This window comes from Pseudomonas sp. LPB4.O, from assembly GCF_038383825.1.
Classification (GTDB): domain Bacteria; phylum Pseudomonadota; class Gammaproteobacteria; order Pseudomonadales; family Pseudomonadaceae; genus Aquipseudomonas; species Aquipseudomonas putida.
Map to the genome: position 1 here is coordinate 1,165,213 of NZ_CP151298.1, position 19,193 is coordinate 1,184,405.

Below are 19,193 nucleotides of genomic sequence, written 5' to 3' on the forward strand. Positions count from 1 at the left end.
GCGTGTACAAGCTCGCCTTCTTCGTCCCCGCCAGCCACGTCGAAGTGGTCAAGGCCGCTGTGTTCGCTGCGGGTGGCGGGCGCATCGGTCACTATGACCACTGTGCCTGGCAAACCCTGGGCCAGGGCCAGTTCCGCCCGTTGGACGGCAGCCAGCCGTACCTCGGGCAAACCGGCCAGGTCGAGGTGGTAGAAGAGTGGAAGGTGGAGCTGGTGGTGGCTGACGACCTGATTGCCCAGGTCGTCGCAGCGCTCAGGCAAAGCCACCCGTACGAGACGCCAGCCTATGAGGTCTGGCGGCTCGCCGAGTTCTAGACCGCATCAAGGCCATCGCCGGCAAGCCAGCTCCCACAGGGATATCACCCTTTTCACATCCTGTGATATCCCTGTGGGAGCTGGCTTGCCGGCGATAGGGCACTGTCAGTCAGCCACAATCTCCTTGCCTTGCCCAGGCTGCTTCAACATTCCACAAGCCAGCAACCCCACCTCGAACAGCACCCACATCGGCACCGCCAGCATCGTCTGCGAAAACACATCCGGCGGCGTCAGGATCATCCCCACCACAAAGCACCCGACGACCACGTAGGGCCTGCTGCGCCTCAGTGTGGCTACATCTGCCAACCCCACCCAGACCACGATGAACGTCGCCACCGGGATCTCGAACGCCAACCCGAACGCCAGGAACAGCGCCAGGATGAAGTCCAGGTACTGGCTGATATCGGTCATCATCGCCACGCCGTCCGGCGTTACGCTGGCAAAAAAGCCGAACATCATCGGGAACACCAGAAAGAACGCGAACGCCATGCCGGCATAGAACAACACGATGCTCGACACCAGCAGCGGCAAGGCAATGCGCTGCTCTCGGCGGTACAGCCCCGGTGCCAGAAAACCCCAGGCCTGGTGCAGCAGTAGCGGCATGGCCACGAACAGTGCGCACATTGCGGTCAGCTTGAAGGGTGTCAAGAATGGCGAGGTGACGCTTGTGGCGATCATGCTCGCGCCTTCCGGCAAAAAGCGCCGCAGCGGCTCGGATACGAGCGTGTACAGCGTCTGGGCGAAAGGGAACAGGCCGGCGAACACCACTGCTACCAGCGCCAGGCAACGCACCAGGCGTTTGCGCAGGTCGCGCAGGTGTTCGGTCAGCGGCATGCCGGCCGCCGGGTCCATGGCAATACTCATGAGGCGTTTTCCTTGGGCAGCGTGACGGTGGCCGCGTCATTGGCCGGCTCCGTGTTCAGGCTGATGCCTTGGCGGATCTCCTGTTCCAGGCGCTGCAAGGGGGCGCTGTCGAGGTCGGGCAACTCGATCTCGCGCTCTACCTGCGTGCGCAAGGCATGCATGGCCCGGCGCGCCTGGCCCAGGCCGCGCCCGAGGGTGCGCGCTGCCACCGGCAGGCGCTCCGGGCCCAGCACCAGCAGCGCGACGACGCCAACCAGCAGCAGTTCGCTGAAGCCTACCTCGAACATCAGGCCTGACGGTCCGCTTGAGGCTGCTGCGTGGCCTGGCCGGTCAGCGGGGCCTGTTGCTGAACCTGCGCCTGGCCAGGTGCGTTGGCGTCAGCGTCGCCGCCCATGGACTTGCGAAAACCCTGGATCGCCTCGCCCACATCGCTACCAAGGCCCTTGAGGCGCTTGGTACCAAACAGCAGAAATACGATCAGCAGTACGATCACCAGTTGCCAGATTCCAATGCCACCCATTGCGACCACTCCTGTAAGGTCATGAAAAGGAACGGCAATCCTGCCTCGTGTAGATGACGTGCACATGACGAACGGGCATTGCCATCTACCTGCAACACGCCGCGTGTTGACTGGCGTCTTTATTCCACGAGCGAGGCACGCACGGATGGGTGGCAGGCAACAGCAGGGTGCGGCCCTGCTGATGGTGATGGTGGTGCTGGCAATGCTGGCGGCGGGCATGGCCTGGCTGGTGGAAGATGGCCGGCGCCAGGTGGATGAAGTGCGCCTGCTGCACCAGCGGGTGCAGGCGCGGGCCATGGAGCAGGCTGGCCTGGCCTATGCCGGGCAGGCCCTGCGCGACCCCGCCTGGCGGCTTAGCCCGCTGTTTTGGCAGGCCTTGCGTGGGCAGCCGCTGAACTACGATTTTGGCGCCGGTCAGGCGCAACTGCGGGTGCGCGACCAGCACACCTGCTTCAACGTCAATGCGCTGCTGGGCGCCGATGGCGAGCGTGCCGAACGCCAGTTGCGCTACCTGCTGGGCGACGACATGGCTGCCGAGCGCCTGGTCGATGCGCTGGCCGACTGGCTCGACGCCGACAGCGACACCCGCCTGCAGGGCGCCGAAAGCGCCCAGTACCTGCGCCAACAACCGCCGCGCCTGGCGGCCAACCAGCCGATGCTCGACACCAGCGAGCTGAACCTGCTGCTGAAGCCGGACGCCGCTCGCCAGGCTCGTTACCCGATGCTGTGTGCCTTGCCCCAGGTCACCGGCTGGCGCCTGAACGCCAATGCGCTTGGGCTGGAGCACCTTCCGTTACTGGAGGCGCTGTATGAAGGGCGCTATTCGCGGTCGTTGCTCAGCCGCATCATCAGCGGGCGGCCGGCGTCGGGGTACGTGGATGCAGCCGCGTTGCGCCAGGCGCTGGGGGCGGTGGATGACGAAACGTTCGAACGGCTGAGCGAAGGGTTGCTGCTGAACAGCGGGTATTTCCTGTTGCAGTTGTCGTTCGAGGAAGAGGGGCGGGCGATACGCAGCGAATTCCAGGTGGAAGCGCTGGGGGTGGTGCAATGGCATGCCCGGGTGCCGGCGCAGCAAGTGCGGGTGCGTAGCCGGGAGCCGATGGCCTGGTAAGGCTTGAGATGGTCGGGGCTGCTGTGCAGCCCATTCGCGGCACAAGGCCGCTCCTACAGGGGTACGCGATCCCTTGTAGGAGCGGCCTTGTGCCGCGAATGGGCCGCAAAGCGGCCCCTGTACGCTGGACGATCAGGCAGTTCCGATCTCCCCGCCATCATTGCGCTGAATCACTACCGTCGAAGCCCGCGGGCGAACGGTGGCACCAGCCGGCGTAGCATCGGTCGCCTTGTCGGTATACGGCCAGTTCCCCGGGTGCTGAATGTTGACGAACAGCGTCTTGTTGTCCGGGGTAAAGGCAATCCCGGTCACTTCGCAATCATTCGGCCCAACAAAGAAGCGGCGCAGGTCTACCTGGTTCTGTGCGTTCACCGGCACTTGCTTGCCGGTGGCATCCACCAGGTCGGTAGGGATCACCGCCAGCAACTGGTCGTTGGTGTAATCGGTGAGGGTACTCTCGCCGTTGTCGGTCTCGAACCACAACACGCCGCGGCTATCGAAGCTCATGCCGTCGGGGCTTGCGAACTGGTTCAGTTCGGTCAGGCCGGAACGGTTGATGTCGGCAGTACCGGCGGCGTTTGCGCCGAACACGAAGATGTCCCAGTTGAAGCTCAACTGGTCGTCGCTGTCGTGCCAGCGAATGATGTGGCCGTGGCGGTTCGGGCCTCGCGGGTTGGCCGCATCGACCTTTTCCGGAGTGCGCGCGCTGTTGTTGGTCAGGGTCAGGTACACGTCGCCGTTCAGCGGGTTGACCGTCGTCCATTCCGGGCGGTCCATCGGCGTTGCGCCCACGGCATCGCCAGCCCCACGGGTGTTGAGGATGATGCCTGGCAGGTCACCATACAGCGCACCCAGGGTGCTGCCACCCGTGGTGGCGGTGGCCACGTCCAGCAGCAGCCATACGCCGGTGCCATCGGCATTGAAGCGCGCCACATAGAGCTTGCCCTGGTCCAGGTACTTGGCGCCGGTGGCGAGGCGGTCGGCCGGGTTGGCATCGGCGGCATCCCACACAGCGGTGGACACCCACTTGTACAGGTACTCGTTGTTCGAGTCGTCACCCATGTACCACACCAGCGGCTTGCCGGCGACTGGCAGGCCTGGGGCGCAGCCCTCGTGGCGGAAGCGGCCCAGCGCGGTGCGTTTGGTGGCCAGGGTGCTGCTGTTGTACGGGTCGATCTCGACGATGTAACCGTAGGTGCTGGCTTCGTTGCGGTAGTCGTCGGTGGCGCTGGCGCCCTTGACGGTGACGTCGAAACGGGCGAACTCGTCGGCCACTTCGGTGCTGTCACCGGCAGCGCTTTCCCACTTGTACTGGCCGCTGGAGGTGCCCACGCCAATACGGCGCTGGTCTTCGGGGCGGGTGCCCTTGTTGACGAAGATGCCCGGCCAGTTCTCTTCACAGGTCAGGTAGGTGCCCCACGGGGTGTAACCGTTGCCGCAGTTGTTGTTGGTGCCACGGCAGTGGGTACCGGCGGTGGAGTATTTGGTCTTGACGTGGTCGGTGCCGCGCAGCGGTCCGGTGATTTCCATGCGCGACGCTGTGGTGAAGCGGCGGTTCAACGGGTCGTTGTCGACCACCTGCCAGCGGCCGCTGACTTTCTTCAGGCGCACCACGCCAGCCCCATGGGCGTTGATTTCCTTGCGCACTTCCTCGACCGGGCGCTTGCCGTTGACATCGGTGGTCGGGCCGGCCGGGTGCAGGGCGGCGGCGTCGATGTACTCGAAGTTGATCGCCAGCAGGCCGTCTTCCGAGCTGCCGTTGATGGGGAAGAAGTGCATGCCGTCATGGTGCATGCCCATGGCGTTGGCTTGGTCGGTCGAGGTGTTGCTGCCGTCGGACTTCCATGGGTTGGCGTTGCTGTTCAGCGGCGTGCCCCACGGCGCCAGCACGTAGGCGCTGTAGCCGGCGGCAACCACACAGGCGTCGGTGCGCGAGCCCGGGATGGACTGGAAGCCCAGTGCCAGTTTCGGTACTTCCGGCTCGGTGACAGGCGGCTCGGTCACCGGTGGCTCGGTGACCGGATCATCGTGATCGGAACCACCACCGTCGAAGCAGCCTGTCAGGCCGGTACCGGCAATCATGGCGATGGCGGCGCCCAGGCTGCCGCGCATCACGCTGCGGCGGCTGAGGTAGGCGTCCATGACGTTGGCCATCGGCATGTTGGCGCTGTGGTTCCGGTCCAGGTTGTCGCCGGTATCTCGACTCATCAGGGTGTCCTTGTAGTGGCTGAGTTAGAGGAACCCGCGACTTTAGTGAGGAAATATGATGATTGATTGGCAGAAATGTTAAGGGGTTTTTAAAACGGCTCGCTCTTAGAAGGTCTTCTGACAGATCAATTTGGAATGTCTGTCGGATTTCTGCCATCAAACTGTAATGCCAACGCCGCAACATCCGGGGCCCGGAATGAATGTGGAAAAGGATGGCAGGTGCGATGGCGAGCAGTGTGCACAGGCGCGAAGTGATCGGCTGGATGGGTGTCGGGGCATTGGCACCGCTGCTCGGCGCTTGTTCCGCCTTCCCTGGGCAGCAGGGCAGCAACGCCGGGCTCGATCTGCTGTACGTGGCCGATACGCTCGATGCCCGCCAACCCGGCCAGGCCGTGGTGCCAGCGACCCGCCTGGGCCCGGTCAGCCACTTGGGCCGCGCGCCCTGGATGACCGGCAGCAGCGCCCGCCTTGCCTACCCGCACCTGGCACCTCTGCTCGATGCCAGCCAGGCAGCCGCCGCGCAGCTGGGCGGCTATGCGGTGCTGGCGGCGCTGCTGGAGCAACTGCGCGGCGAGGCCGGCGCAGGCAACAGCCTGACCCTGGAGAATGGCCAAGGCTGGAACGGCAGTGGCCTGGCCTACCTGACCCAAGGCGAAAGCGGGGTGCAGGGCAGTCAACTGCTGGGCACCGAAGCGCGGGTCAGCAGTGACGAGCGTGTGCTGTGGCCACAACGCAGTACCGGGCTGTATCGCCAAGCTGGCGGCGTTACCCTCGGCGCAGGCCTGGCGGACGCGCAACGCAAAGCCCTGGGCCTTGAAGCCTTGCACGTCTTCGAGCGCGGCGGTGCACGGATTGCCGTAGTCGGCGTGACCGACCCCTATGCCCAGGATCAGAAAGCCTCCCTCAAACTGTGGTACCAGTCGCTGCAGCCGGTGTTCGAGCAGGCCCGGCGCGAGGCCGACCTGGTGGTGGCCATGGCCGATGTCGGCACCGGCCCCGGCCTGTGGCTGGCCGAGCGGGTGCCGCAAATCGATGTGCTGTTGTGCGCCCGTGGCCAGGACCTGTGGCCGGCGCCCGTCGAGGTAACCCAGGCCAGTGGTCGGCGTGTGCCGGTGCTGTTTGCCGGTTGCCGGGGCAGCGGTGCCTTCCGCCTGCGCTGCCAGCGCGTGGCCGGGCTGTGGCAGTTCGACGGGCGGTTCTTCCCGGCCTTTGAACAGCAACTGGCGCCTGCCGCGCAGCTGCGTGTGGGGGCATTGCAGGCAGAACTGCGCCAGCAACGTGCCGGCCATGCGGCGTGGCTCGATCAACCGCTGGCCCGCGCGCCACAGGCCTTGTGGCGCCGTGATACCCGTGGCGGCAGCTGGGACCGCCTGCTGCATCAGGCCTTGGCCGATGACAGCGGCATGCCCGTGCTGTTGCCGGGCCTGCGTTACGACTACCCGCTGCCCAAAGGTGCGTCGATCACACGGGAACACCTGATCAGCCTCACCGGTGGCTACCCGGCACCGGTGGTCGAAGCGCCGGCCCGGCAGGTGGAACAAGTGCTGGAGAACGCTGCAGAGCAGCTGTTCGGCGACCCGCTGCTGCTCGACAACAGCCAGGACCTGCCGCGCTGGCAGGGCCAGGCCTGGGGTGTCAGCTACAGCCCGCAAGGCAAGCGCATCACTGGGCTGGAGCCGGTGCAGGGCCTGTGCCGCACCTTCGGCCTGCAGTTTGAAAGCCAGGCTGGCGAACCCCTGTGGCAACGGGTCGAAGCCTGGCTCGCCCGCCAACCTGGCGACTGGCAACTGGCGCCGCTGCAATTGCCCGAAGTGCGTTACGTGCAGGGGCACCCGGGCTGGCACCCACGGCAGTTGGCCTCGTGACACTCGCCTCGCGCTTTTTCACCGGCGCTGGCCTGACGCTGGCCGGCTGGCTGGCCGCCCAGTGCGTGCTGCAACTGAGCCGCCAGCCGCAGCCGGCCATGGCGCCGACGGCAGCCGTAAGCCCGCTGCCAGGGCTGATGGTCGGTCACTGGCAAGCGCCCATCGACGACGGCGCCATCGCCATCACTCGCCTGCCATTGCACTACCTCGGCGGCCTCAGGGCGCAGCCGCTGTCTTCCAGTGTGGTGGTGCTGCGCTACGGCGAGCAGGTGCGCACCCTGGCCCGCGGTCAGCGCCTGGCGCCGGGGATCGTGCTGCAGGACATCGACACCGATGGCCTGATTTTCAACAACCAGGGGCGGCGTGAACGCCTGCCCTGGCCGCCACGCCCCGCCGTGACCGGCTTCAAGCGGCAAGGATGAACGATGCCTGTTAGATACTGCGTGGCCGCCGTGCTGAGCTTGGCCCTGGCCACAGGCCTGCCAGAGGCCCGCGCCGAAGAGCCGGTGTTCGATGAAAATGGTACGCCGATGTACGAGGTGAACTTCGTCGACACCGAACTGGGCGAGTTCATCGACAGCGTGTCGCGCATCACCGGCACCACCTTCATCGTCGACCCCCGGGTCAAGGGCAAGGTCACCGTGCGCACCGTCGACCTGCACGACGCCGATGCCATCTACGACATCTTCCTGGCGCAGTTGCGCGCCCAGGGCTACGCCACTGTCGACCTGCCCAACGGCAGCGTGAAGATCGTCCCCGACCAGGCCGCGCGCCTGGAGCCGGTGCCGGTGGAGGCGGGTGGGCAGCAGGGCGAAGGCAGTGACAGCGTGGCGACGCGGGTATTCAACGTGCGCAACGCCGCCAGCGAGCAGGTGCTGGGCATCCTCAAACCGCTGATCGACCCACGGGTCGGTGTGATCACACCGTACCCGGCGGCGCACCAGTTGGTGGTGACCGACTGGCGCAGCAACCTGGACCGAATCGCCAGCCTGCTGCGCCAGCTCGACCGCCCCCAGGAAGCACCTGGCAACGGCAGTACCCAGGTCATCTACCTGCGGCACGCCAATGCAGGTGAAGTGGTCAAGGTGCTGCGCGGGCTGAGCCAGGAAGGCATGGCGCCGGCTGAAGGCACGGGCGAAGGCGAGGGCAAGGACAGGCCGGTAATGGCCGCCGCCGGTGGCCCGGGCATTCGCCTGGAGTACGAAGAAGGCACCAACGCTGTGGTCATGGTCGGCCCCGACAGCGAGCTGGCCGCCTACCGCACCATCGTCGAACAGCTGGATATCCGTCGTGCCCAGGTGGTGGTGGAGGCCATCATCGCCGAGGTGTCCGACAGCAGCGCCCAGGAGCTGGGTGTGCAATGGCTGTTTGCCGACGAAAAATTCGGCGCCGGCATCGTCAACTTCGGCAGCAACGGGGTGAACATCGCCAATATCGCCGGGGCTGCTGCCAGTGGTGACAACGAGGCGCTTGGCGACCTGTTGTCCGCGACCACCGGCGCCACGGCGGGCATCGGCCATTTCGGCGGCGGGTTCAACTTTGCCATGCTGGTCAATGCACTGAAGGGCAAGAGCGGCTTCAACCTGCTGTCCACGCCCACCCTGTTGACCCTGGACAACGCCGAAGCGTCGATCCTGGTCGGCCAGGAAGTGCCCTTCGTTACCGGCTCGGTCACGCAAAACAACGCCAACCCGTACCAGACCATCGAGCGCAAAGAGGTCGGGGTGAAGCTGCGTATCAAGCCGCAGATCAACATCGACAACAGCGTGCGCCTGGACATTGTCCAGGAGGTGTCGTCGATTGCCGAGTCCAGCGCGGCCAGCGACGTGATCACCAACAAGCGCGAGATCAAGACCAAGGTCATGGTCGAAGACAATGGCCTGGTCATTCTCGGCGGCCTGATCAGCGACGAGTTGAGCACCAGCAACCAGCGCGTGCCGCTGCTCGGTGATATCCCTTACCTGGGCCGGCTGTTCCGCTCCGATGCCACCAGGAACACCAAGCAGAACCTGATGGTGTTCATCCGCCCGCGCATCCTGCGGGACGGGCCGAGCCTGGCCGGGCTCAGCGAAGACAAATACCGCACCCTGCAGCAGACCACAGCGCTGCAATTGCCGGACCTTGCAGAGGGCACGCCGCTGTTGCAGGTGTTCCCCTCCAGCCGCGCACGCCTCGAAGGCGGTGCCTGGTGATGTTGCCGTATCGCCAGGCACGCCAGAGCGGGGTGGCCATGACCACGACGGAACAGGGCTGGCAGCTGTGGCTGCGGCCCGACGCCGACAGTGCCCAGTTGCAGGAACTGCTGCGGGTACATGGCCAGCCCTGCATGCTCGAATACCTGGAGCCTGCCGTGTTCGACGAGCGCCTCGGCCAGCTGTACCAGGCCGGCGATGGCGCCAATCAAGCGCTGATCGAAGGCATCGGCGACCAGGTCGACCTGGACAGCCTGATGAGCGAGATGCCCCAGGTCGAAGACCTGCTGGAAAGCGATGACGAAGCCCCGGTAATTCGCCTGATAAACGGCCTGTTCGGCCAGGCGCTGCGCCTGCGCGCCTCGGACGTCCATATCGAAACCTTCGAGCAAAGCCTGGTGGTGCGCCTGCGCGTCGATGGCCACCTGCGCGAAGTGCTGCGCCCGCCGCGTGCGCTGTCGGCCATGCTGGTGTCGCGGATCAAGGTCATGGCACGGCTGGATATTGCCGAGAAGCGCCAGCCCCAGGACGGCCGTATTACCCTGCGCGCGGCAGGGCGCGAGGTGGATGTGCGGGTTTCGACCCTGCCCGGCATTCATGGCGAGCGCGTGGTCATGCGTGTGCTCGACAAGCAGGCCAGCTTGCTCGCACTGGGCAACCTGGGCATGCCGCCCGCGGTGTTGCAGGGCCTGCGCAGTTGCCTGGCGCGGCCCAACGGTATCGTGCTGTCCACCGGCCCGACCGGTTCGGGCAAAACCACCACCCTGTACGCCAGCCTCAACAGCCTCAACGATGGCAGCCGCAACATTCTCACCGTCGAGGACCCGGTGGAATACGCCATCGCCGGCATCGGCCAGACCGCCATCAACCCGCGTGCGGGGCTGACCTTCGCCAGTGGCCTGCGCGCCATCCTGCGCCAGGACCCGGACGTGATAATGCTCGGCGAAATCCGTGACCAGGAAACCGCGCAGATAGCCGTGCAGGCCAGCCTGACCGGCCACCTGGTGCTGTCCACCCTGCACACCAACAGTGCCGTGGGGGCGGTGACCCGCCTGCGCGACATGGGTATCGAGCCGTTCCTGATTGCCTCGTGCCTGCGCGGTGTGCTGGCCCAGCGGCTGGTGCGGCGTTTGTGCAGTTGCGCCGTGGCGCACCCGCTGCAAGCTGCCGAGCGTGACCTGTGGCCAGAACTGACGTCGCTGGGCAGCAGCTACCACGCGGTGGGCTGCGAGCAGTGCCAGGGCAGCGGCTATGTCGGGCGCTTGGGCCTGTACGAATTCATCGAACTGGATGCCGGGCTGATCGGCCTGCTGTATGACGGCGCCAGTGAACTGGCCATGCAGGAGTACCTGGCCGGGCGCCGGCAGAGCCTGGTCGCAATGGCCAGCGACTGCCTGGCCAGTGGCGAGACCAGCCTGGCCGAAGTACTGCGTGTGGTGCAGGGCTAAACCATGCCGACCTATCGCTACGTGGCCGTCGACCTCGCCGGCAAGACCCGTAAGGCCAGCGTGCAGGCTGACAGTGAACGCCATGCGCGCCAGTTGCTGCGCGATCAGGGGCTGTTTGCCCGCCAGTTGCAGCGCCAGGACATCGGTAATCGGCAACCCCGACGCCAGCGTTTGAGCCGTGCCCAGCTGTGTGAACTGACCCGTCAGCTGGCCACATTGACCGGTGCCGGCATCCCCTTGGTCGATGCCTTGGGCACCCTTGAGCGCCAGTTGCGTCAACCTGCCCTGCACAGTGTGCTGGTGGCCCTGCGCGGCTCCCTTGCCGAAGGCCTGGGCCTGGCCCGCAGCCTGGCGCGCCAGGGGGCGCCATTCACTGGCTTGTACTGCGCGCTGGTCGAGGCCGGCGAACGCTCCGGGCGCCTGGCACAGGTGCTGACCCGGCTGGCCGATCACCTTGAACAGGTCCAACGGCAACAGCACAAGGCGCGTACTGCGCTGATCTATCCCACCGTACTGATGGGCGTATCGCTTGCCGTGGTCGTTGGCCTGATGACTTTTGTCGTGCCCAAGCTCACCGAACAGTTTGCCCACGCCGGGCAAAGCCTGCCGCTGATCACCGCGTTGCTGATCGGCCTGAGCCAGGGGCTGGTGCAGGCCGGGCCCTGGTTGCTGGGCCTGGCGCTATTGATGGGCGTGCTCGGCACCTTGCTGTTGCGCAAGCCGCACTGGTGCCTGCGCCGCGACCAGATGCTGCTGCGCCTGCCTCGTATCGGCAGCCTGTTGCAGGTGCTGGAAAGCGCACGCCTGGCACGCAGCCTGGCGATTCTCAGCGGCAGTGGCGTAGCCCTGCTCGAAGCTTTGCAAGTAGCTACCGAAACGGTCGGCAACCGGCGCATCCGCCTGGCCATGGAGCAGGTGCGCCAGCAAGTGCAGGGTGGCACCAGCCTGCACCGTGCGCTGGATGCCAGCCAGCAATTCCCGCCGCTGCTGGTGAACATGGTCGGCAGCGGCGAGGCCAGCGGCACCCTGGCCGACATGCTCGAGCGCGTGGCCGACGACCAAGAGCGCGGCTTTGCCCGCCAGGTGGATACCGCCATGGCGCTGTTCGAACCCCTGATGATCCTGGTGATGGGCGCCGTGGTGCTGTTCATCGTGCTGGCGGTGCTGCTGCCGATCATGCAACTCAACCAGGGCCTGCAACTGTGAATACAAGGAGTACTGCCATGCAGCATCGACGTAACCGCCAGCGCGGTTTCACCCTCATGGAAATCATGGTGGTGATCTTCATCATCGGCCTGCTGATCGCCGTGGTCGCGCCCAGCGTGCTGGGCAACCAGGACAAGGCCATGAAGCAGAAGGTGATGGCCGACCTGGCCACCCTGGAGCAGGCGCTGGACATGTACCGCCTGGACAACCTGCGCTTTCCCAGCACTGAACAGGGCCTGGCCGCGCTGGTGAAAAAGCCGAGCCAGGAACCGCAGCCGCGGGCCTGGCGCAGTGACGGCTATGTGCGCCGCCTGCCGGAAGACCCATGGGGCACCCCGTACCAGTACCGCATGCCCGGTGAGCATGGCCGGGTGGATGTGTATTCGCTGGGTGCCGATGGCCAGCCGGGCGGTGAAGGCCAGGATGCCGACCTGGGTAACTGGGCGCTGTAAGGGTGAGCCGTCAGCGGGGCTTCAGCCTGATCGAGCTGCTGGTGGTGCTGGCCATCGCCGGCCTGATGACGGGGCTGGCAGTGGCCGGGCTCGGCAGCGGTCAAGCGCCTGTCGATCAGGCCCTGCAACGCCTTGCCAGCGAAACCCGGGCCCAGGCGGCGCTGGCCCGGCATGCGGGGCAACTGCGTGGGCTGCGCTGGAATGGGCAGCGCCCGGAGTTCGTGCGGCGTGAGGGCAATGCCTGGGTGGTCGAGGCGGTCGGGCTTGGCGACTGGCCCAAGGGCCTGCACCCGGACTGGCCCGCCAGCCCGCAGCCCCACTTGCTGTTCACCCCGCACGGCTGGGCACAGCCGGGCAGCGTGCGCTGGCGCTGGGCCGATGGCAGCCAGCAATGGGCGTGGGGCCGCGATGGCCGCTTGCAGGTGGCGGTTGCGCCATGAAGCAACGTCAGCGTGGCTTCACCTTGCTGGAGGTCACTGTGGCCTTGGCGATTGCCGCCGTGTTGGCGGTGATCACCAGCCAGGTCCTGCGTCAGCGCCTGGCCGTACAAGATAACCTGCAACAACACCGCCTTGGCCTGTTGTGTGCTCGTGAACTGCAAACACGTTTCGCCGTCGAGCAATTCTGGCCTTCTGCCAATCAAGTGAAGGGTGAACTGAGCCAGGGTGGCCTGCCGTGTCATTGGCAACTGCAACTGCGCCGCACCGGCGTGCGTGACCTGCGCCGTGGCGAACTGCAACTGTACGCCGACCGCGACCAGCGCCTGCCGCTGGGCCAGTACACCGTGTTTCTGGAACGCCCATGAAAAGCTCCCCACCACTCCGCGGACCCGGTAGGAGCAGCCTTGTGCTGCGAAGTGGCCAGTGTGGCCACAGCAAATCTGCCAGTCATTCCGGCCTCTTCGCAGCACAAGGCTGCTCCTGCAAAGGTTCTGGGCAGGCATTGAACCCGAGCATCAATACATGAAGCGCCGCCAGGCAGGCCTGACCCTGATCGAACTGATGGTGGCCCTGGCCCTGACAGTCCTGCTCGGCATCATGCTCGCTGCGTTGGTCAATGGCTGGATGAAAGTGCGCGAACGCCTGCAAGTGACCACCCAAGAAACCTCGGTGCTGGATTTCTGCCTGGCCCTTGAGCGGCGTTTCGACAGCCCGGTGCTGCGCCGCGTCTACGACCAGCGCCTACCCCTGGCCAGCCGCTGGCTGGACTGGCAACCGGCAAGCAACCAATTACAGTGGGTCGCCACCACCGGCCTGCCGGAAGCCGAAGGTGGCTCGCGGCTGCAACGCCAGCGGCTGCGCTTCGAGGCCCGTGAGCAGCGCCTGCTGCTGGAAAGCTCGGTCGACCTGTACGCCGCCGCCACGCCGCGCTGGGTCCAGCGTGAGCGGCTCGACCGGGTTGGCGCCATGAACGTCCTTTATTACCAGGGCGGCCAGTGGCTGGCCTGGCCTTCTGACCAACCTGCGCACCCCGGCCGTGGTGTGCGTCTGGAACTGCAGCGTGATGGAGCACCCTATGTCTGCACCTTCGCCCTCCCGTGGGGGCGCTCATGAAATTTGAATGGCGACAGCGCGCACCTGCTCAACCGTGGTTGTTGCTGCGCCCGGGTGTTGTCTGGCACTGGGCGCTGGCCGAGGGCGGCATCGTGCAAAGCCAGGGGCAGGGTGAGCCACCGGCAAACCTGCAAGCCCGGGTTGCCCTTGTTCTGCCTGCCGAGGCCTGTAGCGTCTTCCACGTGCCTGCCCCACCCGGGCTCAAGCGTGAGGAGTGGCCGTTGTTGCTCGAAGACCGCTTGCTGCAACCGCCGCACGAGGTGGACTGCGCCTGCCTGGCCCGCCAGCCCGGCCACCTTCGCTTGCTGGTGGTGGCGCGTCAGCAACTGGACGACTGGCGCGGACAGTGTGGCGTATGGGGCTTGCAGGTAGAACGTTGCTGGGCGGAGTTGCAGTTGCTGCCCAGGCCTGAGGCAGGCAGTGCCTGGCATTGGCAGCGAACGCCCGGCATGTCCTTGTACAAAGGGCTGGCCGAGGACGAGCAGGAGCATTGGCTGGCATGGCCGCAAGCACTGGGTGAAGCGCCGCGGCAACCCTGGGCACACATGCAAAGCGTGCCACTGAGTGGCGACTGGCCAAGCACGCTGGCACCGCTTGACGCGATGCCCGGCCTGTTCGAGCGCGCTCGCAAGGTACCTTCGTTGCCCATCGTTTCACGCCCGCAGCAACGCCTGTTGGCCGCCTGCCTGGTACTGGCGGCAGTCTGGGGTGGGCTGTGGTTGAACCAGCAGTGGCGTCAGGCACAACTCTGGCGCGCCCAGGTGTTTGCCGTGACGGGTAAGCAGGCCAGCCCACGGCACGCCGCGCAGGCGCTCAAACGCCTGCGGGAAAGCGAGCTTCAACAGCAAGTACGCACCCGCCAGCTCGAAGACCTGCAGGCAGCCTTGCAGGCCTGGCTGCAGGATCACCCTGGCTGGCGCTTGCAAGCGGTGCGCTTCGATGGCCAGCGCTGGCACCTGCGGTTAGAGGGCGACGGCGCCGCGCCACCCTGGCAGGACATGGCCAACGCCGCCGGTGCTGCCGTACAGATACAAGGTGGCGAAGTGGTCTTTGACCTGGGAGTAGCAACATGAGCCGGGACTGGATACAGCGTCATCGGCTGAAGGTCGCCTGGCTGCTGATCGCCGTGTTGCTGACCTTTCTGGCCCTGCGCGAGGGCCTCGCGCAATGGCGCGAGCTCAGCCAGTGGCAGGGGCTGGCAGAACAAGCCGCAAGCCTGCATGGCGGCCAGCGCTTGAGCCTGGAGCGTCTGAAGCAGTCGGCTGAAGCGCGACGGGTCGTACTGGCCGAGGTCGATGCGCAAGGCAAGACCTGGCAACTGCGTGGCCAGGTGGCCGATGAGCGGGTGCTGCAGGGCTGGTTGCAGTCCCTGCATGAAGAGGGCGCAACGCCGCTGCAATGGGGGCTGGAACAGGATGGCAAGGCGTTGCGCTTCGACGTGGTGGTGCAGCCATGAGCCGTAAAGGTGTGGCGTGGGTCCTGCTGGTTTTCGGCCTGACCGTGCTCGTTGAGCTGCCCGCCGCCTGGGTCGCTCGCGGGGCTGGGCTGCCAGTGCGTGAGGCCAGCGGCAGCCTGTGGCAGGGACAGGCACAACAGTTGGGGCCAGTGGGGCCCCTGCGCTGGTCGGTGCAGCCTTGGCGCTTGCAGGCGACTGCGCAGTTGGGGTTCCAGGGGCAGGCCTGGCAGTTGCGCGCCGAAGGCTGGCCGTGGCGCTGGCGGCTGGAGGCAACGGCGATGGGCGCCCAGGCGACGGTGGCCACGGATTACCGCCTGGCCGGGCTGTGGCAGGGCGCAGTCCGCATGCAGGGGGCAGGGCGCCAATGCCTGGGCAGCGAGGGCCGTGTAACGGTGAGCGACCTGGCGCTCAGCGAACCGTGGTCACTGGGCCTGGGGCAGGGCTGGCTGGAAATGGACTGCCGCAGTGGCTGGCGCCTGCGGGGGCAACTGGCGCAGCAGGGGCAACATGAGCTGTTCGTGGATGCTGACCTGCCAGGGCGGCGGGCCCAGGTGGGGTTCGAGCTGCAGCCGGAGGCGGCGTTGACGCCCTTGCTGCGGGGCGCGCAGTGGCTGGGGCCGCAGGCGCTGGCAGGACAACGCGATTTACGCTGGTAAGCTGTGGGCGCAACTGTCTTTCATCATCACGCCGGCTACCGCCTCACCTTGTAGGAGCAGCCTTGTGCCGCGAAGAGGCCCGTATGGCTAAAGATCATCTTCGTCTGCAATGGCCTCTTCGCAGCACAAGGCTGCTCCTACATGAGACTGTGTTTCTCTTCAGGGCCGGATTTCGATCAGCGTGCCATCGCGCACCAGTTCCCAGACTTCCTGCATGTCACGGTTACGCATGGCAATGCAGCCATCGGTCCAGTCCAGGGTGTGGAAATACCACTCCGGGTACTCGTCGTTGATCGGCGTGCCGTGAATCATGATCATGCTGCCGGCACTCACCCCTTCGCGGGTGGCGCGGGCGGCATCGCTCACGTTCGGATAGTTGATGTGCATGGCCAGGTTGAAGCGGTCGCTCTGCTTGCGCCAGTCCAGCCAGTACAGGCCTTCGGGGGTTTTCTTGTCGCCTTCGCGTTCCTTGGCGCCCTTTGGTTGCTTGCCCAGGGAAATACGGTAGGTTTTCAGCGGCTCGCCGCGGCTGATCAGTTGCAGGCGACGCTCGGACTTGATCACCAGCACCTTGTCGATCAGCGGTTGCATCGCCTGCTGTGAAGGCGATGGCGTTTGCGCTGCCGGCACGGGCTTGCGAATGATGGTCTCGGTGAAAGCCGCCTGGGACACCGAGGTAACGCAAAGGCAGAAAAGGGCAAGCAACCAGCGCATGTAACGGTATCCCTGAAGGCTTCTTCTAAGTAGAGGTCGAGGTCGAGACGTTCATCGGCGGCAGGTACTCATGGCCTATGGGGTAGTGCTGCCCGATGCGGTCGCGATAGTAGCATTCTAGTGTGCGTGTGACGGTGCGGAAAGCCAGCTCGCCCCACGGTATCTCATGTTGCTCGAACAACCGCACTTCCAGGCTTTCGACACCCACATCAAACGCCAGGTCTGCCAGCTCAGCGCGGAAGAACACATGCACCTGGTCGATGTGCGGCAAATCGAACAGCTGGTACAGGCTCATCGGCCCGACTCGGGCGCAGGCTTCCTCGACGGTTTCGCGACGGGCGGCCTGGTCGAGGGTTTCGCCGTTCTCCATGAAGCCGGCGGGCAGGGTCCAGAAGCCGCGGCGTGGTTCGATGGCACGCCGGCACAGCAGCACCTGGCTGCCCCAGGTCGGTAGCACGCCGGCGACGATGTTGGGGTTCTGGTAATGGATGGTCTGGCAAGACTCGCAGACATACCGCAGGCGGCTATCGCCTTCGGGAATCCGCTGAGTGACCGGCTGGCCGCACGCGCTGCAGAATTTCATGTGGGGTTCCCTTTTGTTCAAGGCTATCTTGGCGCGCCGGCAGGGCCGCCGCAAGCGCGGGGGCTTGGGTGCTTCGCGGCTTTGGTGCATCATGCAAGGCAGGCCTTGGATACGAGCGTGCGCAATGCTGGACGAGCTACTTCGCCGAATGAGCAATCACCAACCCGCATCACTGGAAACCGACCGGCGGTTCCCCGAAGCGGCGGTCCTTTTGCCCATCACCCGCAGCGAAGCGCCCGAACTGGTCCTGACCCTGCGCGCTCAGGGCCTGTCCACCCATGGTGGCGAAGTGGCCTTTCCCGGTGGCCGACGCGACCCGGAAGACCCGGACCTGGTGTTTACCGCCCTGCGTGAAGCCGAAGAAGAAATCGGCCTGCCCCCTGGGCTGGTGGAGGTGATAGGCCCGCTGAGCCCGCTGATTTCGCTGCATGGCCTTAAAGTGACGCCATTCGTCGGGCTTATTCCCGACTTCGTCGAATACCGCGCCAACGATGCCGAAATCGCGGCAGTATTCACCGTGCCGCTGGAATTCTTCCGCCAGGACCCGCGTGATCATACCCACCGTATCGATTATCAGGGGCGCAGCTGGTACGTGCCCAGCTACCGCTATGGCGAATACAAGATCTGGGGGTTGTCGGCGATCATGATCGTCGAACTGGTCAACGTGCTGTTCGATGCCGGCATCAGCCTGCACCAGCCCCCTGAGCGTTATATCGAAAACTGAGCGGGGCCTGCCCCGCCGTCTGCGTTCCAGCCTGAGGAGCATGCATGAAATACCGCCTGGGCGACCTGCGGGTCGAAAGCCACCCCACCAGTTGGGCCGCACCCAACGCCACGCTGATCGGCAACGTGCGCCTGCAGGCCAATGCCAGTGTGTGGTTTGGCGCGGTGCTGCGCGGGGATAACGAGCTGATCGATATCGGCGAAGGCAGCAACGTGCAGGATGGCACGGTGATGCACACCGACATGGGCTCGCCGCTGACCCTGGGCAAGGGCGTCACCGTTGGTCACAACGCCATGCTGCATGGCTGCACGGTGGGCGACTACAGCCTGGTCGGTATCAATGCCGTGATCCTCAATGGCGCGCGCATTGGCAAGCACTGCATCATCGGCGCCAATGCACTGATCGCCGAGGGCAAGGAAATCCCCGACGGTTCGCTGGTGGTCGGCTCGCCCGGCAAGGTCGTACGTGAATTGACCGAGCAGCAGAAGCGCATGCTTGAAGCCAGTGCCGCGCATTACGTGCAAAATGCCCAGCGTTATGCGCAGGAGCTGGTGGTTGATGATGAGTAAGGTGGTAGAGCGGCCGGTGGCTTCGCCGTGCGTAAGCATTTGCGCGCTGGACGAGCAGGATATCTGCACGGGCTGCCAGCGTACCGTGGCGGAGATTGGCCGCTGGGGGCGGATGGACAACGATGAGCGCCGGGCGGTGCTGAAGCTGTGCCATGAACGGGCAGTAGAGGCCGGCCTCATCCTGTAGGAGCGGCGTTGCCTGTCGAGGGCGCCAGCGGTAATCTGTACGGCTTGCCCATAGACTACCCGCCATGTTCTATCTGATTGCCTACATCAGCAGCGTAGTGCTGATCAACTACGCCTTTTCCAGCGCGCCGCACCTGGACATCATCTGGTCCGCCTGGGGCGGCCTGGTGTTCATCCTGCGCGACATGGTGCAGACCCGCTTCGGCCATGGTGCGCTGGTTGCCATGCTGGTGGCCCTGGTGCTGTCCTATGTCACCTCGGAACCGGCCATCGCCCTGGCCAGCGCCACCGCGTTCTTCATTTCCGAGCTGATCGACTGGCTGGTGTTCAGCATCACCCGCCGGCCGTTGCGCGACCGCCTGTGGCTGAGCTCGGCGCTGAGCATCCCGGTGGATACCTTCATCTTTTTCGGCATGATCGGCGCCCTGACCCCGGCAGTGATCGGCACCGCCATGGCGTCGAAGTTCGCCGGTGTCACTGCCGTGTGGCTGGCCATGGCATTTCGCGCCCGACGGGCTGCCGTCGCCGGTTGATGGTGTAGAATAGCGGTCCTTTTTCAGCGGGCGGCGCAT

The 19,193-nt window shown here is 65.5% G+C and carries 24 protein-coding genes; 18 read left to right on the forward strand and 6 right to left on the reverse strand.

What is annotated here, in order from left to right; genetic code table 11:
- Positions 1-2: 2 nt before the first annotated feature.
- On the forward strand, positions 3-314 hold the full coding sequence (locus MRBLPB4O_RS05205) for an NGG1p interacting factor NIF3 (protein WP_341797701.1): 312 nt from the start codon (positions 3-5) through the stop codon (positions 312-314).
- A gap of 105 nt (positions 315-419) precedes the next feature.
- Here the strand turns inward: MRBLPB4O_RS05205 and tatC are convergent, their stop codons facing one another.
- From tatC to tatA, 3 genes are read right to left on the reverse strand one after another with little or no spacing between them, the layout of a single operon-like run.
- Positions 420-1,178, reverse strand: a complete 759-nt coding sequence (tatC, locus tag MRBLPB4O_RS05210; protein ID WP_341797702.1) for a twin-arginine translocase subunit TatC — start codon at positions 1,176-1,178, stop codon at positions 420-422.
- Positions 1,175-1,465: a Sec-independent protein translocase protein TatB gene (gene tatB / locus MRBLPB4O_RS05215; RefSeq protein ID WP_016501258.1), complete on the reverse strand. Its 291-nt coding sequence runs from the start codon at positions 1,463-1,465 to the stop codon at positions 1,175-1,177. Before tatB ends, tatC begins: the two co-directional genes overlap by 4 nt.
- Positions 1,465-1,698: a twin-arginine translocase TatA/TatE family subunit gene (gene tatA, locus MRBLPB4O_RS05220; RefSeq protein WP_016501257.1), complete on the reverse strand. Its 234-nt coding sequence runs from the start codon at positions 1,696-1,698 to the stop codon at positions 1,465-1,467. The genes tatB and tatA overlap by 1 nt, the downstream gene beginning before the upstream one ends.
- A gap of 145 nt (positions 1,699-1,843) precedes the next feature.
- On the opposite strand from tatA, the gene gspK reads away from it, so the two are divergent.
- On the forward strand, positions 1,844-2,809 hold the full coding sequence (gene gspK, locus MRBLPB4O_RS05225) for a type II secretion system minor pseudopilin GspK (protein ID WP_341797703.1): 966 nt from the start codon (positions 1,844-1,846) through the stop codon (positions 2,807-2,809).
- A 132-nt stretch (positions 2,810-2,941) separates the two neighbouring features.
- Here gspK and MRBLPB4O_RS05230 read toward each other — a convergent pair whose 3' ends face one another.
- On the reverse strand, positions 2,942-5,017 hold the full coding sequence (locus tag MRBLPB4O_RS05230; RefSeq protein WP_341797704.1) for a PhoX family phosphatase: 2,076 nt from the start codon (positions 5,015-5,017) through the stop codon (positions 2,942-2,944).
- Between the two features lie 224 nt (positions 5,018-5,241).
- Between MRBLPB4O_RS05230 and MRBLPB4O_RS05235 the strand changes: the two genes are divergently transcribed.
- The 12 genes from MRBLPB4O_RS05235 to gspN all read left to right on the forward strand — a co-directional run bounded on the left by MRBLPB4O_RS05235 (position 5,242) and on the right by gspN (position 15,845).
- Positions 5,242-6,882, forward strand: coding sequence for a lipoprotein UxpA (locus MRBLPB4O_RS05235; RefSeq protein WP_341797705.1), 1,641 nt, complete (start codon positions 5,242-5,244; stop codon positions 6,880-6,882).
- Complete coding sequence (locus MRBLPB4O_RS05240; protein ID WP_341797706.1) at positions 6,879-7,304, forward strand: pilus assembly protein PilZ; 426 nt, start codon at positions 6,879-6,881, stop codon at positions 7,302-7,304. The genes MRBLPB4O_RS05235 and MRBLPB4O_RS05240 overlap by 4 nt, the downstream gene beginning before the upstream one ends.
- Before the next feature lie 3 nt (positions 7,305-7,307).
- On the forward strand, positions 7,308-9,074 hold the full coding sequence (gene gspD / locus MRBLPB4O_RS05245; RefSeq protein ID WP_341797707.1) for a type II secretion system secretin GspD: 1,767 nt from the start codon (positions 7,308-7,310) through the stop codon (positions 9,072-9,074).
- Entirely contained in the window at positions 9,074-10,522 is a 1,449-nt protein-coding gene (locus tag MRBLPB4O_RS05250) for an ATPase, T2SS/T4P/T4SS family (protein WP_341797708.1), read from the forward strand. Before gspD ends, MRBLPB4O_RS05250 begins: the two co-directional genes overlap by 1 nt.
- Before the next feature lie 3 nt (positions 10,523-10,525).
- Complete coding sequence (gspF, locus tag MRBLPB4O_RS05255) at positions 10,526-11,728, forward strand: type II secretion system inner membrane protein GspF (protein ID WP_341797709.1); 1,203 nt, start codon at positions 10,526-10,528, stop codon at positions 11,726-11,728.
- A gap of 17 nt (positions 11,729-11,745) precedes the next feature.
- Positions 11,746-12,180 carry a type II secretion system major pseudopilin GspG gene (gene gspG / locus MRBLPB4O_RS05260; protein ID WP_341797710.1) on the forward strand — a complete coding sequence of 145 codons (435 nt, stop codon included), beginning with the start codon at positions 11,746-11,748 and terminating at the stop codon, positions 12,178-12,180.
- A 2-nt stretch (positions 12,181-12,182) separates the two neighbouring features.
- On the forward strand, positions 12,183-12,620 hold the full coding sequence (gspH, locus tag MRBLPB4O_RS05265; RefSeq protein WP_341797711.1) for a type II secretion system minor pseudopilin GspH: 438 nt from the start codon (positions 12,183-12,185) through the stop codon (positions 12,618-12,620).
- Positions 12,617-12,985 (forward strand): type II secretion system protein GspI, encoded by a 369-nt coding sequence (locus MRBLPB4O_RS05270; RefSeq protein ID WP_341797712.1) that lies wholly within the window; start codon positions 12,617-12,619, stop codon positions 12,983-12,985. Before gspH ends, MRBLPB4O_RS05270 begins: the two co-directional genes overlap by 4 nt.
- A gap of 157 nt (positions 12,986-13,142) precedes the next feature.
- Positions 13,143-13,733 (forward strand): prepilin-type N-terminal cleavage/methylation domain-containing protein, encoded by a 591-nt coding sequence (locus MRBLPB4O_RS05275; protein ID WP_049275605.1) that lies wholly within the window; start codon positions 13,143-13,145, stop codon positions 13,731-13,733.
- On the forward strand, positions 13,730-14,806 hold the full coding sequence (gene gspL / locus MRBLPB4O_RS05280) for a type II secretion system protein GspL (RefSeq protein WP_341797713.1): 1,077 nt from the start codon (positions 13,730-13,732) through the stop codon (positions 14,804-14,806). The genes MRBLPB4O_RS05275 and gspL overlap by 4 nt, the downstream gene beginning before the upstream one ends.
- The gene (gene gspM, locus MRBLPB4O_RS05285; protein WP_341797714.1) at positions 14,803-15,189 is read left to right on the forward strand and encodes a type II secretion system protein GspM; all 387 of its coding nucleotides are present in this window, start codon (positions 14,803-14,805) and stop codon (positions 15,187-15,189) included. Before gspL ends, gspM begins: the two co-directional genes overlap by 4 nt.
- A complete protein-coding gene (gspN, locus tag MRBLPB4O_RS05290; protein WP_341797715.1) occupies positions 15,186-15,845 on the forward strand; it encodes a type II secretion system protein N in 660 nt (219 codons plus the stop codon). The genes gspM and gspN overlap by 4 nt, the downstream gene beginning before the upstream one ends.
- Positions 15,846-16,004: 159 nt before the next feature.
- On the opposite strand, the gene MRBLPB4O_RS05295 is transcribed toward gspN, so the two are convergent.
- Both MRBLPB4O_RS05295 and MRBLPB4O_RS05300 read right to left on the reverse strand, forming a co-directional pair.
- Positions 16,005-16,559 (reverse strand): L,D-transpeptidase family protein, encoded by a 555-nt coding sequence (locus MRBLPB4O_RS05295; protein WP_016501242.1) that lies wholly within the window; start codon positions 16,557-16,559, stop codon positions 16,005-16,007.
- A 25-nt stretch (positions 16,560-16,584) separates the two neighbouring features.
- Positions 16,585-17,142 (reverse strand): NUDIX hydrolase, encoded by a 558-nt coding sequence (locus tag MRBLPB4O_RS05300; protein ID WP_016501241.1) that lies wholly within the window; start codon positions 17,140-17,142, stop codon positions 16,585-16,587.
- A gap of 124 nt (positions 17,143-17,266) precedes the next feature.
- Here MRBLPB4O_RS05300 and MRBLPB4O_RS05305 point away from each other — a divergent pair, with 124 nt between their 5' ends.
- From MRBLPB4O_RS05305 to MRBLPB4O_RS05320, 4 genes are all read left to right on the forward strand, one after another.
- Positions 17,267-17,866 (forward strand): CoA pyrophosphatase, encoded by a 600-nt coding sequence (locus MRBLPB4O_RS05305; protein ID WP_341797716.1) that lies wholly within the window; start codon positions 17,267-17,269, stop codon positions 17,864-17,866.
- 44 nt (positions 17,867-17,910) lie between these two features.
- Complete coding sequence (locus MRBLPB4O_RS05310) at positions 17,911-18,435, forward strand: gamma carbonic anhydrase family protein (protein ID WP_341797717.1); 525 nt, start codon at positions 17,911-17,913, stop codon at positions 18,433-18,435.
- Entirely contained in the window at positions 18,425-18,622 is a 198-nt protein-coding gene (locus MRBLPB4O_RS05315) for a DUF1289 domain-containing protein (RefSeq protein WP_341797718.1), read from the forward strand. Before MRBLPB4O_RS05310 ends, MRBLPB4O_RS05315 begins: the two co-directional genes overlap by 11 nt.
- A 64-nt stretch (positions 18,623-18,686) precedes the next feature.
- Entirely contained in the window at positions 18,687-19,154 is a 468-nt protein-coding gene (locus MRBLPB4O_RS05320) for a VUT family protein (RefSeq protein WP_010952556.1), read from the forward strand.
- Positions 19,155-19,193: the final 39 nt, after the last annotated feature.